This window comes from Rhodococcus sp. SJ-3 (assembly GCF_051918125.1).
In the GTDB taxonomy this organism is placed as follows: Bacteria; Actinomycetota; Actinomycetes; order Mycobacteriales; family Mycobacteriaceae; genus Rhodococcus.
Genome location: NZ_CM123306.1, coordinates 3,928,956 through 3,945,496 on the forward strand (window position 1 = coordinate 3,928,956; position 16,541 = coordinate 3,945,496).

Annotated in this window: 20 protein-coding genes; 9 read left to right on the forward strand and 11 right to left on the reverse strand. The window is 66.0% G+C overall.

The window, feature by feature from the left end; all coding sequences use genetic code 11:
• Positions 1-9: 9 nt before the first annotated feature.
• On the forward strand, positions 10-567 hold the full coding sequence (locus ACTDXD_RS18340) for a pyridoxamine 5'-phosphate oxidase family protein (RefSeq protein WP_440123714.1): 558 nt from the start codon (positions 10-12) through the stop codon (positions 565-567).
• Here the strand turns inward: ACTDXD_RS18340 and ACTDXD_RS18345 are convergent.
• Positions 549-1,265, reverse strand: coding sequence for a type 1 glutamine amidotransferase domain-containing protein (locus ACTDXD_RS18345; protein ID WP_440123715.1), 717 nt, complete (start codon positions 1,263-1,265; stop codon positions 549-551). The genes ACTDXD_RS18340 and ACTDXD_RS18345 overlap by 19 nt on opposite strands.
• Before the next feature lie 138 nt (positions 1,266-1,403).
• Complete coding sequence (locus ACTDXD_RS18350) at positions 1,404-2,363, reverse strand: ferritin-like domain-containing protein (RefSeq protein ID WP_440123716.1); 960 nt, start codon at positions 2,361-2,363, stop codon at positions 1,404-1,406.
• 221 nt (positions 2,364-2,584) lie between these two features.
• Between ACTDXD_RS18350 and ACTDXD_RS18355 the strand changes: the two genes are divergently transcribed.
• Together ACTDXD_RS18355 and ACTDXD_RS18360 are read left to right on the forward strand one after the other, a co-directional pair.
• On the forward strand, positions 2,585-3,214 hold the full coding sequence (locus tag ACTDXD_RS18355; protein ID WP_440123717.1) for a ClpP family protease: 630 nt from the start codon (positions 2,585-2,587) through the stop codon (positions 3,212-3,214).
• Positions 3,211-3,807, forward strand: a complete 597-nt coding sequence (locus ACTDXD_RS18360) for an ATP-dependent Clp protease proteolytic subunit (protein ID WP_440123718.1) — start codon at positions 3,211-3,213, stop codon at positions 3,805-3,807. The genes ACTDXD_RS18355 and ACTDXD_RS18360 overlap by 4 nt, the downstream gene beginning before the upstream one ends.
• An 18-nt stretch (positions 3,808-3,825) precedes the next feature.
• Here the strand turns inward: ACTDXD_RS18360 and ACTDXD_RS18365 are convergent, their stop codons facing one another.
• On the reverse strand, positions 3,826-4,164 hold the full coding sequence (locus tag ACTDXD_RS18365) for a helix-turn-helix domain-containing protein (protein ID WP_440123719.1): 339 nt from the start codon (positions 4,162-4,164) through the stop codon (positions 3,826-3,828).
• A 213-nt stretch (positions 4,165-4,377) separates the two neighbouring features.
• On the opposite strand from ACTDXD_RS18365, the gene ACTDXD_RS18370 reads away from it, so the two are divergent.
• On the forward strand, positions 4,378-4,770 hold the full coding sequence (locus tag ACTDXD_RS18370; RefSeq protein ID WP_440123720.1) for a hypothetical protein: 393 nt from the start codon (positions 4,378-4,380) through the stop codon (positions 4,768-4,770).
• 116 nt (positions 4,771-4,886) lie between these two features.
• Here the strand turns inward: ACTDXD_RS18370 and ACTDXD_RS18375 are convergent, their stop codons facing one another.
• Positions 4,887-6,584 carry a fumarate hydratase gene (locus ACTDXD_RS18375; RefSeq protein WP_440123721.1) on the reverse strand — a complete coding sequence of 566 codons (1,698 nt, stop codon included), beginning with the start codon at positions 6,582-6,584 and terminating at the stop codon, positions 4,887-4,889.
• A gap of 218 nt (positions 6,585-6,802) precedes the next feature.
• On the opposite strand from ACTDXD_RS18375, the gene ACTDXD_RS18380 reads away from it, so the two are divergent.
• Both ACTDXD_RS18380 and ACTDXD_RS18385 read left to right on the forward strand, forming a co-directional pair.
• Positions 6,803-7,552 (forward strand): lysostaphin resistance A-like protein, encoded by a 750-nt coding sequence (locus tag ACTDXD_RS18380; protein ID WP_440123722.1) that lies wholly within the window; start codon positions 6,803-6,805, stop codon positions 7,550-7,552.
• A gap of 33 nt (positions 7,553-7,585) precedes the next feature.
• On the forward strand, positions 7,586-8,110 hold the full coding sequence (locus ACTDXD_RS18385; protein ID WP_440123723.1) for a 2'-5' RNA ligase family protein: 525 nt from the start codon (positions 7,586-7,588) through the stop codon (positions 8,108-8,110).
• A gap of 7 nt (positions 8,111-8,117) precedes the next feature.
• Here the strand turns inward: ACTDXD_RS18385 and ACTDXD_RS18390 are convergent, their stop codons facing one another.
• Positions 8,118-8,333, reverse strand: a complete 216-nt coding sequence (locus tag ACTDXD_RS18390) for a maltose regulon activator MalT (RefSeq protein ID WP_169687637.1) — start codon at positions 8,331-8,333, stop codon at positions 8,118-8,120.
• Positions 8,334-8,421: 88 nt separating this feature from the next.
• Positions 8,422-9,198: a helix-turn-helix domain-containing protein gene (locus ACTDXD_RS18395; protein WP_440123724.1), complete on the reverse strand. Its 777-nt coding sequence runs from the start codon at positions 9,196-9,198 to the stop codon at positions 8,422-8,424.
• Between the two features lie 87 nt (positions 9,199-9,285).
• Here ACTDXD_RS18395 and ACTDXD_RS18400 point away from each other — a divergent pair, with 87 nt between their 5' ends.
• A complete protein-coding gene (locus tag ACTDXD_RS18400; RefSeq protein WP_440123725.1) occupies positions 9,286-9,624 on the forward strand; it encodes a DUF1330 domain-containing protein in 339 nt (112 codons plus the stop codon).
• Here the strand turns inward: ACTDXD_RS18400 and ACTDXD_RS18405 are convergent, their stop codons facing one another.
• Both ACTDXD_RS18405 and ACTDXD_RS18410 read right to left on the reverse strand, forming a co-directional pair.
• A complete protein-coding gene (locus tag ACTDXD_RS18405) occupies positions 9,625-10,194 on the reverse strand; it encodes a mismatch-specific DNA-glycosylase (RefSeq protein ID WP_440123726.1) in 570 nt (189 codons plus the stop codon).
• A gap of 9 nt (positions 10,195-10,203) precedes the next feature.
• Positions 10,204-11,598 carry a carotenoid oxygenase family protein gene (locus tag ACTDXD_RS18410; RefSeq protein WP_440123727.1) on the reverse strand — a complete coding sequence of 465 codons (1,395 nt, stop codon included), beginning with the start codon at positions 11,596-11,598 and terminating at the stop codon, positions 10,204-10,206.
• Positions 11,599-11,754: 156 nt separating this feature from the next.
• Here ACTDXD_RS18410 and ACTDXD_RS18415 point away from each other — a divergent pair, with 156 nt between their 5' ends.
• Together ACTDXD_RS18415 and ACTDXD_RS18420 are read left to right on the forward strand one after the other, a co-directional pair.
• Positions 11,755-12,699: a winged helix-turn-helix domain-containing protein gene (locus ACTDXD_RS18415; protein ID WP_440123728.1), complete on the forward strand. Its 945-nt coding sequence runs from the start codon at positions 11,755-11,757 to the stop codon at positions 12,697-12,699.
• A 113-nt stretch (positions 12,700-12,812) separates the two neighbouring features.
• Positions 12,813-13,535, forward strand: a complete 723-nt coding sequence (locus ACTDXD_RS18420) for a DUF1906 domain-containing protein (RefSeq protein ID WP_440123729.1) — start codon at positions 12,813-12,815, stop codon at positions 13,533-13,535.
• Positions 13,536-13,550: 15 nt separating this feature from the next.
• On the opposite strand, the gene ACTDXD_RS18425 is transcribed toward ACTDXD_RS18420, so the two are convergent.
• The 3 genes from ACTDXD_RS18425 to ACTDXD_RS18435 form a co-directional block, all read right to left on the reverse strand.
• A complete protein-coding gene (locus ACTDXD_RS18425; RefSeq protein ID WP_440123730.1) occupies positions 13,551-14,978 on the reverse strand; it encodes an MFS transporter in 1,428 nt (475 codons plus the stop codon).
• 122 nt (positions 14,979-15,100) lie between these two features.
• Complete coding sequence (locus ACTDXD_RS18430) at positions 15,101-15,433, reverse strand: hypothetical protein (RefSeq protein ID WP_440123731.1); 333 nt, start codon at positions 15,431-15,433, stop codon at positions 15,101-15,103.
• Positions 15,434-15,551: 118 nt separating this feature from the next.
• Entirely contained in the window at positions 15,552-16,388 is an 837-nt protein-coding gene (locus tag ACTDXD_RS18435; RefSeq protein WP_440127691.1) for an Rv1157c family protein, read from the reverse strand.
• Between the last annotated feature and the right edge of the window lie 153 nt (positions 16,389-16,541).

Here is a 16,541-nt window from a genome sequence, read left to right on the forward strand (position 1 = left end):
GTGGCCGTCATGACCACGAGCGAAGAGGTCCTCGACCTGATCTTCGAATCGCTGCAGGACGCGACCGCGCGGCGCACGCCGTTCACCCTCGGGTATCTGGGAACGGTGGGCATCGACGGTGGGCCGCGGGTTCGTGCGGTGATCCTTCGCCGCTTCGACCCGGTACGGAGCCGGATCATGTTCGCAACCGACTCACGGTCGGAGAAGGTGCCCGAGATCCGGCGCAGCCCACGTGTCGCGCTGACGATGAGCGACGATCAGCGCGCAGTGCAACTACGAGTCGAAGGCCACGCCACCCTCGTCGACGACACCGACGAGCGGGTATCGGTGTGGGAGACGCTCGGACGCCACAGTCGGGGGCTGTACAGCTCGCCGGCGGTCCCCGGCACACCGGTGCGAGAGCGACCGGAGGTGTTCGACGACGATGCGACCGCTTTCGACCGCTTCGCCTGGGTGGGGGTGGAACTCGAGCGGCTCGACTGGCTCGACCTGTCCGCACCCCGCCACGCGCGTTGGAGGTTCGTGCGGCGAGACGGTGGGTGGAGCGGTCAGAGTGTAGTTCCGTGACCGGCCACGGCGGCGACGACCCGTTCGGCCAGCGGCCGCGACGACGCGGGGTTCTGGCCGGTGTACAGACCGCGGTCGACCACGACGTGAGGTTGCCACGGATCTGCGGACGAGAAGACCGCGCCCGCTTCCTGGAGCCGATCCTGCAGCAACCAGGGGGCCATGTCTGCGAGTCCTGCCTGCGCTTCCTCGAGGTTGGTGAAGGAGGTCAATCGGTAGCCCTCGAACAACCAGCGCCCGCCCGACGCGAAGGCGGGAAGAAGCGCTGCAGGGGCATGGCACACCATCGCGACGATCTTGTCCGAGTCGACGAAATGCCGCACCAGCTCACCGAATCTTTCGTCGACGGCAAGGTCTTCCATCGGCGCGTGGCCACCGGGCACGAACATCAGATCGAAATCATCGGCGCGTTGGCTTTCGAGTGGTACGGCATCCTCGAGCACGGGATGCAAATTGTCCAGCGACGCTTCGAGAGCCGCGGCGCGGTCCGCTCCTCCGGCAGCGTCGGGTTCGAGGCTGGCAGGGTCCACGACCGGAGTGCGCCCGCCCGGAGTCGCGACGGTGAGGGTGTAGCCGGCCTCGTCGAAGGCGGTGTAGGGCTCCACGAGTTCTTCCGCCCAGAAACCGGTGGGATGGCGGGTGCCGTCCTGAAGAGTCCAGTGATCGGCAGCGCTGACGACGAACAGGACTTCGGTCATGAGGTGGCTCCTTTCGAAGGTGTGTAGCTCGTGTACCCGCTGGCGGCTCGGAGAACACGGAGAAGCCGCCGCCGATCGCCGGGTGCGAAATCACGACCCGGCGATCGGCGACGGCGCTTCGAACTCGGCGTCGGTTGATCAGACGCCGACCACGTCCTGCGCGATGTCGGCCAGGCGGGTCTGAGCGGCAGACACCACGCCGTGCCGTGCTTTGTGGGCTTCTTCGTACGCCACGACAGCGCGGATGTCCGCGGGCTCGGTCAGCTCCTTGACCGCGTGCACAGCCTTGGGGACGGTGAGTTCGTCGTAGTCACGGATCGGTAGTTCTTCCGCGGTGAGGACCCCGGATGCACTGCGTGCCCTGTGCAGGGCGTCGGCAGCGCCGTCTGCGCCTTCGTTTCGGCTCACGCGCTCGGCGGTCTCGAGGGCAGCGTCGCGCGACGCACCGATGGTCTTTGCGGCGATGTCACCGGCGTGCGCACCCCGGGAGAGGAGCGTCTCGATGCGGGGCCGTGTGGAACGGGCCACGTCGATCGCGCGGTCGAGTCCCCGTGCCGACCACGTGACCGGCGTGTTGACGAGCCGCACAGCTGCACCGGCCGCGGCCTGCAGCGGAGTCCGGCGCAGAGCGGCGGGACCTCCGAGAGCTTCCTCTGCGATGACGGTGGTCAGCCATTCCACGGTGGCCGTATGGGCGGTGATCAGACGGTCTGCCAACGCGACGATCGGCTTGTGGCCACCCGCGGTGGCGAGTGCCTTCACGTAGCGGGCGCGGTCGAGCAATTGGTGTTCGAGGGCGAGATCCGACAGCAGTGCCTCGTCGAACGGTTGTGCCTGTTCGGTGAGGGTCTTCACCAGGACGGCGGCGCGGCCGAGGAAGGGCCCCACCACATCGGGGAACCCGCCCAGGTCGCGAATGGTTTCCTCCAGGGCAATCGCCCGGATCCGGCAGTGCTCTGCGTTCTCGGACAGTTCCTTGCGCACAGCGTCGGTACGAGCCTGCGCGACACGGGTCTCGGCAACTTGGATTTCGGCATGGGTCAGTTCGTGGAGTGTGCGCAACTGCGTGAGCAACGCGGGGGTACGGTTCTCGGTCATGTGCGTTCGCCTCCTTCGCACTGGAAGAGTCGGTGATCTACCGACAGATCACATCGATCGGGAACACGATGTGACCACTCTCGACTACCCGGATCGCGCCCTGCCAATGCGTGTGTGACCGATAGCACACGTTCCGGGGTTGGTTGCCACCGCAAGGTGCACTGTCTGCCCTGGGCAGACAAACGGGCCGATTCGGGCCGGAACCCGCAAGGGTGAGGCGCATGGCAACGAACGGAACCTCCACTTATCGCGACACCCTTGTCGAAAGGCTCTTTCGGCACCGCACCCTCCTCCTCACCGGCGAGGTGGACGACGAGATGGCCGAACGTGTCTGCTCGGAACTGGTGTTGCTCGCCAGCGAGGACGATCGGCGCGACATCGTCCTCCACATCAACTCGCCGGGCGGATCGGTTCTCGCGGGGCTGGCGATCTACGACACGATGCGCCTCGTCCCCAACGACGTGGTCACTGTCGCTGTCGGCTTCGCCGCGAGCATGGGTCAGGTGCTCCTCGCGTCGGGCACGAAAGGCAAACGGCTGAGCTTGCCGCACAGTCGCATCATGATGCACCAGCCGTCCGCAGGGTTCTCCGGTACGGCCGTCGACATCGCGATTGCGGCCGAGCACCTCGAGTACATGAAGCAGCAATCGCAGCAGATTCTCGCCGAGGCCACCGGGCGTTCGGTGGAGGAGATCGCCCGCGACAGTGACCGCGACCGGTGGTTCACCGCCGACCAAGCTCGCGAGTACGGGATCGTCGACGCCGTCGTCGGGTCACTGCAGGAGGTCGCTCCGTTTGCCGCAGCGCGTCGGCTCGGATTGTCCGCCGACCGGCAGGAGGACGTCCGATGAGCTCGTACACGATCCCCAACGTCATCGAACGCACACCGGGAGGGGAGCGGTCGTTCGATGTCTTCAGCAGGCTGCTCAACGAGCGGATCATCTTCCTGGGCAACGAGATCGACGACGGCGTCGCCAACGTCGTGATGGCCCAGATGCTGCACCTCGAAGCGGAATCGCCCGACCGGGAGATCGGACTGTACATCAACTCGCCGGGCGGCTCGACCACGGCGATGCTCGCGATCTACGACACCATGCAGTTCCTGCGTCCGGCCGTGGCCACCTACTGCATGGGTCAGGCGGCATCCGCAGCAGCTGTGCTCCTTGCGGCGGGCGCGGAAGGACGACGGCATGTACTCGCGCACTCGAAAGTTCTGCTGCACCAGCCGTCGGCGCAGGGGCAGGGCACCATCTCCGACCTCACGTTGCAGGCTGCCGAAGTGATGCGGGTGCGGGCACAGACCGAGGAGATCCTCGCCGCGCACACCGGTCGCGACGTCGGGCAGCTTCGCCGTGACACCGATCGTGATCGGGTCTTCGTCCCCGAGGAAGCCGTCGCATACGGGCTCGCCGACCACATCATCGTGAGCCGTGACGACATCTAGGTCGTGAACCGATCACCCTTACGCTGCTCGAAGTTCCACGGTTGTCTGCCGTGTGGTCCCGATCGCGCGGTGTGCCGACATACGGCGGATTCCACGCTCGAGGAGTTGTTCCACCGGCATGCCCAGTGCCGTGCAGACGGAGCCCAGTATCTCCGACGACGGGTCCTTGCGTCCGCGTTCGATCTCGGACAGATACTGTTTCGACATCCCCACGGTGCGGGCGACTTCGTCGAGGCTGCGGTCCTGGTCGAGCCGCTCGCTACGGAGAACTTCGCCGTAAACCTGACGAAGCAACCGCGGTTCGCGGGTCGCGCGCGCGGCTCCGAGATCGACGACGTTCCGTGGCTCCGTTTGCATGTCGTCCGTTGTTCCGCCGGAATACATGGAATGGACTCGGTTCCGCTGTGGACGAACACGCGCGTCCGTCAAGACCGGCCGTCGACGTGACACATACCTCGGGTGTGGTGATTGCGAAGTGCGCCGTTTTCTGGAATAGTTCCAGTTATTGGACTCATTCCAGAAAATTCCCGGCCGGAGTACGATGGCCGGGAGAAGCGCAAGGAGATTCGCATGTTCACCGCCGACCGTTTTCGCACTGTGACGCTTCCGCCGCTGGTGCTCGGCGGACTGCGTCCCCTTCATCGTCAAATGATCCGAAGCAACGTTACGTCCGCGTCGTTCGAACACGACGCTGGCGGTGCTGTATTCGAAATCTGCTTGACCGAGGGTCAACACGGTCCCGAGTTGCTGGTGCGCTCCCGCAGCCACGGAATCGCGTTCACGTTGGCGATGACCACGCACTTTCGCGTGGCACCGGTGCTGAGCGACGACACCTACCGTCGACTGTGCGAGATCCTCGCCCCCGGTGAAGAACCCGCGCCGGATGTCGTCGCGAGCTTCCTGCAGAGTGTGGTCGCTCAGTCCCCGGCAGTTCTGTCCCGTACGCATTCCTGCGCTGCCTGACGGTGAACCCGGGGAGATCCGCTCCCGCGACCGGCCCAGCTTCCCGCATCGGCAATCTGCCGTAGTGGGAAGCGAATTCGATCGCGGGAGCGGATTTTCCGTAGGTAGACCGAAGTCTAGAGACCGGGTCGCTTCCCGACGGTCAGCGTGACCTCGCCCGTGTGGGCGAAGAAGTCGTTGCCCTTGTCGTCGACGACGATGAAGGCCGGGAAGTCCTCGACGTCGATCTTCCAGACCGCTTCCATACCGAGCTCTTCGTATTCGACGACCTCGACGTTCTTGATGCAGTCGAGCGCCAGACGCGCGGCCGGGCCGCCGATCGAGCCGAGGTAGAAACCGCCGTGCGCGTTGCACGCGTCGGTGACCTGCTTCGACCGGTTGCCCTTCGCCAGCATCACCATCGAACCGCCCGCCGCCTGGAACTGCTCGACATAGGAGTCCATGCGGCCGGCCGTCGTCGGACCGAACGATCCGGACGCGAGCCCTTCTGGCGTCTTGGCCGGGCCGGCGTAGTACACCGGGTGATCCTTGAGGTACTGAGGCATCTCCTCGCCCGCGTCGAGCCGCTCCTTGATCTTGGCGTGCGCGATGTCGCGGGCCACGACGAGCGGGCCCGTCAGTGACAGCCGTGTCTTGACCGGGTGCTTGGACAGCTCGGCGAGGATCTCCGGCATCGGCTTGGTCAGGTCGATTCTGACCGCTGCACCCTTGCCGGTGCCCGAGACACCGGAGGTCTCGGCGTCGAGCTGACTGTCGGTGACCTCGGGCAGGAACTGGCCGGGGTTGAACTCGAGCTGCTCGAGGAACACGCCCTCCGGCGTGATCTTCGCCTTGGCCTGACGGTCGGCCGAGCACGAGACCGCAATGGCGACCGGCAGCGACGCACCGTGGCGCGGAAGACGGACGACGCGGACGTCGTGGCAGAAGTACTTACCGCCGAACTGCGCACCGATGCCGATCTTCTGGGTGAGCTCGAAGACCTTCTTTTCCAGCTCGTGGTCGCGGAAGCCGCGGCCGGTGATCGCCCCCTCGGTGGGGAGCTCGTCGAGGTAGTGCGCCGACGCATACTTCGCCGTCTTGAGGGCGAACTCGGCAGACGTGCCGCCGACGACGATCGCGAGGTGGTAGGGCGGGCACGCGGCGGTGCCGAGCGAACGAATCTTGGCCTCGAGGAACTGCATCATCGAGTCCGGATTCAGGATCGCCTTGGTCTCCTGGTACAGGTACGACTTGTTGGCCGATCCGCCGCCCTTGGCCATGAACAGGAACTTGTACGAGTTCTCATGACCCTTCGCGGTGTCGGCGTACAGCTCGATCTGCGCGGGAAGGTTGTTGCCCGTGTTCTTCTCCTCCCACATGGTGAGGGGAGCGTTCTGCGAGTAGCGCAGGTTCAGCCGTGTGTATGCGTCGTAGATTCCGCGCGCGATCGCTTCTTCGTCGTCGCCGGGGGTGAGCACCTGCTGGCCCCGCTTACCCATGACGATCGCGGTGCCGGTGTCCTGGCACATCGGCAGCACGCCGGCCGCCGCGATGTTCGCGTTCTTCAGGAGATCGAGAGCGACGAACTTGTCGTTGTTCGATGCCTCGGGATCGTCGAGGATGCTCGCGAGCTGCTTCAGATGATCGGTGCGCAGGTAATGCGAGATGTCGTGAAGCGCGGTCTCGGTGAGCAGCCGCATCGCCTCGGGTTCGACCTTCAGGAAAGTGCGTCCGTCAGGTCCTTCGACGGTGGACACCCCCTCGCTGGTCAGCAGCCGATATTCGGTGGGGTCTTCCCCGATCGGCAGCAGGTCCTCGTAGAGGAAGTCGGCCATTGTTTCTCCTGAAAAGAGGCTGAGGTTCGCAAACAGATTAGTCGCGCCGACGCAAGGCCTTGACAACGGGGCGCGTGACGCATCCCTCGAGTGCGCAGATCGTGATGTGCGTCACGGGAATGGGCTGGTTCGGTCCGTATACTGGGGGAGATGTTCCCCAGCAACCCGCGCGTCACCTCCCGTTTCCCTGCATCACACCTGGTCGAGAGGGTTCGCGCGTGACTGTCGAAGCCGAACGGATCGTCCCGATCGTCCGACGGGTCCCACAGTTCCACGCGTGGGTCGACGTCTGCGTCGTCGTTGTAGTACTCGTCGCCACGAATCTCGTCGCGCACTTCACCACCGTGTGGGCATCGATCGCCACGGTCCCCATCGCTGCAGCTGTGCTCGTCGCGATCATGCGGCAACGTGGCATGCACTGGAACGAACTCGGATTGTCGCCGCGGCACTGGAAGCGCGGCACGCTCTACTCGGTGGGTGCGATCGGCTTGGTTCTCGCCGTGGTCGCCATCGGAATCGCGCTACCGTTCACGAGGCAGTTCTTCCTGTCCGAACGGTACGCGACCGTGTCCGGCGCACTTGTCGCGTCGATGATCATCATCCCGCTGCAGACCGTCATTCCCGAAGAACTCGCCTTCCGCGGTGTCCTGCACGGCACCCTCGAGCGCGTGTGGGGAGCCCGCGGTGTGTTCGCGGCCGGATCCCTGTTGTTCGGTCTGTGGCACATCGCGTCGTCGTTCGGGCTGACGGCGGGCAACGCGGGACTGAGCGCATTCCTCGGCGCCGGAATCTGGGCGCAGCTCGCAGGGATCGCCGGCGCGGTGGTCGCCACTGCGGCGGCGGGGTTCGTGTTCACGTGGCTTCGCCGACGCAGCGGCAGCATTCTCGCCCCGATCGCGTTGCACTGGTCGCTCAACGGCGCCGGTGCGCTCGCGGCAGCGCTTGTGTGGCACGCGACCGTGGCCTGACGGAGCCATGCGGCATCGCGAACGTCTCGGCTGATGGCACTCGCCGTCTGCTTGCTCTTCGACGCCGACACCGACCGTGCGGTGCGGCGACTGTGGGGACGTCTAGAGGACGACGGCATCTCGACGCTCCTCACCCACACACATCGCAGGCACGTACCGCACCTGTCGTATGCGGTGCTGCGGACCTACGACACGGGTCGTATCCTCGCGGCGCTCGACGCGCTGCCCGCGGCCGACCCGATCCCACTTCGGCTCGACGCTGTGGGCCTGTTCCGCAGGGGCCGCGCATGCTTGATCCCCGCGCCGACCGCCGAACTGCTCGTCCGGCAGGAACGTGTGGTGCGCGCAGTCGCGGGCGCCGGAGCCGAACTGCACCGCCACTACAGGCCGAAGTCGTGGACACCTCACTGTTCGCTGAGTCCGAGAGCGCGGCGCGAAGAACTCCCACGGTTGACCGCCGCCGTCTACGACGTGCTGCCCATGGAAGCCACGGTGATGCGGGCGGAGCTCATCGACACCGTGACCGGCGAGCGGCAGCGGCTGCAGAATCTGCCCTGACGCGAGATCAGTCGTCGGGATTCTCGACCCAGTGCCCGTAGGGTGGCGGTCCCTCGCTCTGGATCTGGATGCCGAACACCGGCGAGTGCTTCCACACATACCCGTGAAGCACGTGTTCTTCGGACGAGGACTTGTTCGTGACCACGATGTCCCCGGTAGAACGTTCTTCGACGGCGAATCCGTCTTTCCGCCCGTCGATCACCCACCACTTCGCAGTGCTCATGATCGGTCGCCTCCGGATCAGTTCGAACAGCTTCCACTCGAACCGTACGCCGGTGACGTCCGGTGGGAACAGGGTTCGCGCGACCCGCTCAGCCGTGCAGGGCAGCGGCGGTCGCGTCGTCGGCCGGATAGAACGCCTCGATCGCGAGTTCGGACACCGTGACGTCGAGCGGCGTCCCGAACAACGTGGTGGTACTCAAGAACGACAGTTCACTGTCGGCGGTGCGTATCCGCAGGGGAACCACGAGTGAATTCGACTCCGCATGCTCGTCCGGGTCGTCACACGGATAGCCGGACAGTTCGTCGTACAAGCGCAGGAGAACGGGGTCGGCGGTGGCGCCGATCTGATGACGGAGCCGGGCCAGCAGGTGCGAGCGCCACTGCCCCAGATTCGCGATTCGTGGGGCCAGGCCGTTCGGATGCAACGACAGGCGCAGCACATTGACCGGTGGTTCGAGTAAATCCGGTGAGCAGCCTGCAACGAGCGCGCCGATGGCCTCGTTGGCGTCGATCATCGTCCAGTGCCGATCCACGACGAGCGCGGGAAACGGCCGGTGCGAACGCAGGATTCGCGTGATTGCATCGGACACCGCGGACATGGGCACGTCGCCGAGTCGATGCTCGGGATAGGCGGGTGCCAGACCCGCGGCCATCAGGATCGAATTCTGCTCGCGCAGAGGTATTTCCAGCTCCTCGCAAATCTTCAACAGCATCTCGCGGGACGGACGCGACCGCCCGGTCTCGACGAAACTCACGTGTCGCGCGGAGACGCCGGCGCGGTTCGCGAGCGTGAGCTGGCTGAGTCCTCGACGTTCTCTCCAGTGTCGCAGCATCGCGCCGGCCGGTTCCGACTGCATCGTCGTCATGCGTCGACTCTATGGGCGGCGAGGGAACCGTTGCCATTACCTCACAGGTAATCGATCTGTCGCGCCCGATCTTGCAGAGTCGTCGGCATGACCGCATACGCAATCGCCCACCTCCGTTCCGTCGACTTCGGAGCGGACATCATCCGATACCTCGAGACGATCGATGACACGTTCGTGCCGTACGGAGGACGTTTCCTAGTTCACGGGGTCGACCCGGAGGTGCTGGAAGGACCGTTCCCCGGGTATGTGATCGTCGTCGAATTCCCAGACATCGAGCGAGCCCGCGGGTGGTACGACTCACCCGGGTATCAGGCGATCCTCCCGCTCCGCACGGAGAACTCCGACGGGGTCACCGTCCTCGTCGAGGGAACGGCGGACGGTTACCGCGCGACCGACTACGTCGCGAAGGTGACCGGGCGCGCCTGATCACCGCGCGAGGATGCCTGCCGCCCGAGCGGGCGCTGCGTACGCCTCGGCCAGGGAGTCGACGGTGTCGTGGGCATTGAGGCCGCTCGGATTGGGGACCACCCACAGCGGAACGCCGGCGATCGTCTCCTCCTGCATGCCGGAGACGGCTTTGCGTCGCCCGAAGGCTGCGCGGTACGCGGTGATTCCCGCAACCGCGACGACGCGGGGTTGCCAGCGCGTGACCACCTCTGCCAATCGCTCAGGGCCGGCGCGCAATTCGTCGGTGGTGAGTTCGTCCGCGCGCGCCGTGGCGCGGGGTGCCAGATTCGTGATGCCGATGCCGCGCTCGAGCAGGTGCGCGGTATCGGCTTCGCTCAGGCCGGATGTGGGGTCGACGGCGCGGGTGAGGATGCCCGCCCGCAGCAAGGCGGGGTAGAAGCGGTTGCCCGGTCGCGCGAAATGGGCTCCGGTCGCGGCCGTCCACAGTCCGGGATTGATGCCGACGAACAGCAGACGGCAGCCGTCCCCGATCAGATCGGGGACGACGGCATCGCGGAAGGACTCGAGCTCGGCGCGTGTGAAACCCACCCGCTCACACTAGGAGATCTCGGGTAGCCACGCTCCGTGCAGCCCCGAGGGCACCCGGATCGGCATCTGTACCTGCGCCACCGGCCCGGTTGTGGGATCCTCGGCCGGGAAGATCAGGAAACGACTGGTCATATCGGTGCGGTCGGTGGCGATCGTGCCCCAGTAACCCGGCCCGCCGGACGAGCTCGACAGGTACACGGGTTCGCCGACGGAGTAGTCGCCCGCGTCCCACGTCGTATCGGTGCCGGCGACCACGTCGAACCAGCACAGGGCGTCCGCGTCGCCGGGCGGAATACGGCGCTCTCCGGTCTTGCCGACCGTCGCCACCGTCCGGTGCTCGCCGGTCAGGAGGCGGTCGTCGACGCGGGGGAACTCGATGGTGCGCTCGACGAACGGTGTCCGGGTGACTCCGGAGTCGGAGATCAGCGCGCGTGTGAGTGAACCGGGATTCGGCTCGTTCGACTCGATGATCCCGCCCGGATACCGCCATTCGACGTAGTCGAGTGTGACATCGCCGTTCGGCATGTCGAAGGCGTTGGCCGTGTGCCAGACCCAGAACGTGTCGGTGGTGTGCCAGCGCACCGGGCTGCCGTCGCGGGGGATCAGCGCGATTCGGGTGCCGAGGTCCGGCAGCCAGGTCAGCGGCGACGCACCGGAGAAGATCCGCTCCATCTGGAACACGCACGGGGAGAGGATGAGCACGATGTAGCGCGACGTCAGTGCCATATCGTGGATCATCAGCGGGCGGTCCGCCCCGGCGACGGGCGTCGGTGGGCGGATGACCGTGCCCGCGGCATCGATCACCGACCAGGTGAGATACGGGGCTTCGAGCATGTAGCAGAACGCCACCATCTCGCCGGTGTGCGGGTCGACCTTCGGGTGGGCGGTGAGGCCGACGGGAAGGCCCCCGTCGAACGTGTCGCGAGCGAGTGTCTCCAGCTCGGATCCGAGTGTGTACGGCGGCGCGCCCTCTGCGAGTGCGAACAATTTGCCACCGTGCCGGACCACGTTGATGTCGGGGAGTTCGCGCATGGTGTTCGCGAGGTCCGGGCCCACCTCGTCTGCGGGCGGGAAGTACGGGTCGGTGATCCCCGCCCACAGCGCACGCCCGGCCTTCTCCTCCGCGACCACGTTGGGAGTGCGGACGAACCTGTTGGTGTACCGCACTGTGCCGTCGCCGATTTCGACGCGGTGCACCATTGCGTCGCCGTCCAGCGGATAGACGTAGGTGCCGATCGGATCGAACCTCGGGTTCGGTCCGTTCCGCAGATAACTACCGTGTAGATCCGGTGGCAGCTCACCGGATACCGGGAGGTTCGCCACGTCCACTTCGTCGCGTTGCGGGGCGAACACCCCACTCAGGTAGGGGTTACGGGCCATATCGACTGGTGCGGGGCGATTCACGGCCGGCCCGCAGACCTCGTGGGGAGCACGGATTCCATCGTAGGGCGCACGGCAGGTGCCCGCGCCGAAAACGGGCACCGCCGATCCGATAGGGTGTTTCCCGACCTGTAGGAGCGACCGGCGGTACTGGGCAAGACCGCAACGATTGGGGAAGGTGTGCAGCGCCGAAACGTTGTCGGAAACCCCCTCGCAAGCACGGCAGGTGCGGTAAGTGCAGCCGATGACGAGAGCGCGCTCCCGCCCTATACCGATTTGCTGTGGCCGACCCTGCAGGCGGTCATCGGACTCGGTGGATCCGGTGCGATCGACGAGATCGACACCGCAGTATCGGAACGTGTCGGATTGTCGGCGGCAGCGCGTGCCGTGCTGCACGGGGACGGCCCGGGGACCGAAATCGAATACCGCGTGGCCTGGGCGCGCACCTACCTCAAGGGCATGGGGCTGCTGGCCAACGCCCGTCGCGGCGTGTGGAGCGTCACCGATCGGGGGCGTGCGGTGCGGGAATCCGAGATCAGGCCCATGCAGATCGCCTACACCGCCGAGAAGCGGCGCAAGCGGATGGTGCGCAGCTCGTCGGGTGCTCAGGTCGTTCCTCTTGTCGCCGCCCCCGAGGATCCGGAATTGTGGCGCGAACCGGTTCTGGGTGCCGTCACGGATCTGCCCGACGACGGCTTCGAGCGGTTGGTCACGGCCGTTCTTCGTGCGGCCGGGTTCACGACGCTGATTACCCTCGACCCGGACGAGAGCACCGACGCCGACGTCGTCGAAGGCACCGGTGTGTTGCGGGTGTCGCTGCTCAGCTTCTCGGTGTTCTTCCGTTTCGTCCGCGGTCGCGAGCGGGTGGCCGCCGATGTCGTGCGTGAGTTCCGCGCTGCGATGGTCGGCCGCGGTGAGAAGGGGTTGCTCGTATCCACCGGTGAGTTCACCGACGATGCCCGGGCTGAGGCCCATCGGCACGGAGCTCCGCCGATCGATCTGGTCGACGGCGATGGCCTGTGCGATCTGCTCAAGGAACACCGGCTGGGGGTACGCACCACGGTGCGGACCGTCGAGGACGTCGCACTGGTGCCCGCGTTCTTCGCAGATCTTGCCGGTTACTGATTTCCTTCGTAGTACCGGGCAAATCGGGCGCCTTCGGCGATGTGACAGGTGTGTCCGGTGGTGCTGTGGTGCAATACCGGATGGTATCTGTCCCACCAGTGAAGCGAGCGCGCATGACACTCACCCGTCGGGAACTGCTGCGGTATACGGCGATCGGATCGGGAGCCGTGGTTGCATCCGCACTCGTGGCGCCCGGGATCGCTCAAGGACGCGAGGTGCTCGGCACCATCGTGGACTACTCCGCAGGGGTACCGTCGCCGTCCTCGATCCGCTCCGCGGGGCACATCGGTGCAATCCGGTACGTGTCCGATCGTCGGCCGGGTGCCGACTGGATGCTGGGAAAGCCTCTCACCGAAAGTGAGGCCGACGCGCTCGTCGACAGCGGCCTCGAAGTGGTGTCCTGCTACCAATTCGGCAAAGGGGAAACCTCCGACTGGCTCGGTGGCTACGAGGCCGGGTTGACACACGCGCGACGTGGCCTCGAACTGCATCGCGCGGCGGGGGGACCCGACGATCGGCCGATCTACGCCTCGATCGACGACAATCCGACCTTCGTGCAGTTCACCACTCAGATCGTCCCGTACCTGCTTGCATGGCAAGAAGTGGTCGGACCTTCGAACACCGGGGTGTACGCGAATTCACCGACCATCGGGTGGGCGTCCGCCGTCGGGCTGGGGGCTTTCTACTGGCAGCACAACTGGGGAACGCCCAAGGGGTTCGTCCACGGATCCGCACACCTGCACCAGGTGTCCGGGGGCGAGATCGACGGTATCGGTATCGACGTGAACAACATCCTTGCCTCCGACTACGGACAGTGGTCGCTGTCGAAACTCTGAATTCGGTGACGGGGCTCAGTTGTCGGCGCGCCGCGCGGTCGGGGACGGTCGGGGGATCAGCGCGGTGATCGCCAACGAGACGATCGCTGCGACGACCGCAATCAGGAACGTGATCCGGAATCCGTCGAGGGACGGGACCACGGCATCGCCGATCCGGGTGGTCATGGCGGCGAGCACGACTCCGATGACCGCTGCCGCCGTCGACGTACCGATCGATCTCATCAGAGTGTTGAGACTGTTGGCTGCGGCGGATTCACTCAAGGGCACCGCTGCCATGATCAGAGCGGGCATCGCCGCGTAGGCGAGGCCGACCCCGGCCCCGATGATCATCGCCGCGACGAGGATGTGCCATACCTCGGTGTACAGCAGGTACGCCACAAGATATCCGAGTCCGACGGTGGCTGCCCCGCACGCGAGCGTTGCACGCGCGCCGAATCGCCGCGTGATCCCGGCCGATACAGGGGACAGGGCCATCATCACAAGTCCGCTCGGGGCGAGCACGAGCCCCGCCATCACCATCGACTGCCCGAAACCGTAACCCGTTTCGGAGGGCGCCATGAGCAGCTGCGGGAAGGCGAGAACGTTGGAATACATCGCGAACCCCAGCGCGATCGAGGCGAAGTTCGTCATGAGAACCGGGCGTCGCCCGGAGATCCGGAGATCGACGAGCGGGCGTGGCAGCCGTAGTTCGTACATGCCCCACCCGACGAATACCGCAATCGCACCGGCGAACATCCCCAGCGTGATCGGGCTCGACCACCCCCACGTATTGCCCTTGCTGACGGGAAGCAGTAGCAGCACCAACGCGATGGAGAGCAGAACGGCGCCGAGGTAATCGAAGCGGCCAGGATTGCGCTGGGGCGACTCGGGGACGAAATACAGCACTGCGGCGATGCCGATGACCCCGATGATCCCGGAGACCACGAACAGCATGTGCCAGCTGGTCAATTGCGCGACGAACGCCGCGAACGGCAGACCTATCGCGCCACCGACACCGAGAGTGGCGCTGAGCGTCGCCATAGCGCCCGGGATCTTCCTGGGGGGAAGTTCGTCGCGCAGAATCGCGATGCCGAGTGGAATCGCGCCGACGGCTGCGCCCTGGAGGGTGCGGCCGACCACAAGGGGAACCAGGGTGGTCGACAGAGCACACACGGCGGAGCCGAGGACCATCATGCCGAGGCTGACGATCAACATCCGGCGTTTGCCGAACATGTCGCCGAGGCGGCCCGAGATCGGGGTGATGACGGCCCCGGCGAGAAGTGTCGCGGTGACGGCCCATGAGGTGTTCTCGGGCGTCGCGTCGACCAGCACCGGCAACTGCGGCAGAAGAGGAACGATGAGGGTCTGCATGAGCGCCACGCCGATGCCACACAGCGCCAGAACCGGAACGATCGCGCGCGGTGCGGGCCGCTCCCGTGTGGGAATCGGGCTGTCGACGGCCATGGGGTCCTCGTCCGAGCCACGCTCGAACGCGGCCTCAACTTTGATGTGTGCGAAAACAACTATGTCGCAACTTGTCTAACATGCCGACAGTTCGGAAGCCCAGCGGACCCACCGCATACGTGTCAGGACTGGCAGTGACCGGCTGGATCGGTTTCGTCGGCCGTGACCACGAGGCGTGGATGCTCGTCCGGCGCCGAATGCACCCCGCGCCACGCCATCAGCGACCAGCGCGAGAGCGCCGACATGCACGAGCCCACGCTTCCGAACGACAACGACGACAGTGCCGAGACTGCGGATCCGGCGGATCCGATCGACAGGATCGAGCCGATGCTGCCGATCGACAGGATCGAATAGGCGGACCCGATGGAGAGGATCGATCCCTCCGAGGCGATCGACAGGATCGAGCGGTGCGAGCGCAACGACCGGTGCCGTTGTGTTCGTGGGTGGTGGGGCATGCGGGCCATGCTTCGGTTTACCACGTGCAGCGGCCGGTGAGAAGGGAGCGAGGAATTCGGCTGCATACGCGACGAGGCCACCGGAACGCCTCCGGTGGCCTCGTGCTGAATGTGCCTGTCAGGGAACTGCGACGAGCCCCAGTGTCGGCAGGAAGGTGCACGAGCGCGCGTCCGCGCCCTCCTCCTGCGTGGTGATGCCCCCCGAGATCACGGCGACGACCTGGCCGGGTCCGGTGTCGGCGATCGCGGTCAGCGTGGTCGGGCCGTCAGGGTTGACATTGGCCTCGTTGGTCAACGGCTGCGCCCCCGTGCGTCCGTTGGAGATGTTGATCCAGGTCAGGGTGAGCGGCTCGGCCTGCTCAGCGGCCGCCGGTGCGGTGCCGAGTGCAGTGAACACGAAACCGGCCTGGCCGGCGCCCGGTCCCGGAGGCGGCAACAGTGCCGGGCCCGCGACTGCGAGTGCAGTGCCGACCGAGTCGGCGCCGTCGCCGATGCAGTCCTGGCCGAGTGTCGGGTACAGGAACTGGGAGATCACGACTTCACCCGGAGCCGGGAGGTCGGGCCCGCCGCCGCCACTGCCGTCGAGGAAGGTGATGACCCTTTCGAGGGTGCTCTTCACCGAATCCGGAAGCTCGGAGTTCGCGAGCAGTTCCTTGGCCTGAGCGAGGATGTCGTTCTTGCCGTCGTCCGCGATGTCGGAGGGACCGGCAGCAGCCCCCACGATCGCGGGAGCGAGAGACGCGAGCGCTTCCGTCTGCTGGAGGTCGACCTCGGCCCGGGGGAGGAACTGTGTCAGCGACTCGATGGACAGGTCGGCCGGCACAGCGAACTGGGGGAGCGTTACGAGCTCGGCCAGATCCGGTAGCGCAGGCGGTGCAGGTTGCGCGACTGCGTGCGTCGGCACGGCAAGTCCCGCGGTGGCGGCGAGTGCGCACACCGTGAGCGCCCTCCGCATTCCTCGAGTACGAAGCACTGTTCCCCATCCTTGTCGTTGAAGTATCCGGTGTCCTGGACGGGCAACCAGATACTGACGGCTCGAGGAGACACTCTATGTAGCCCCCCCGTCCGGTACAAGCGGCAGCGCCCGTTTGCAGAGGACGCGGGCCGA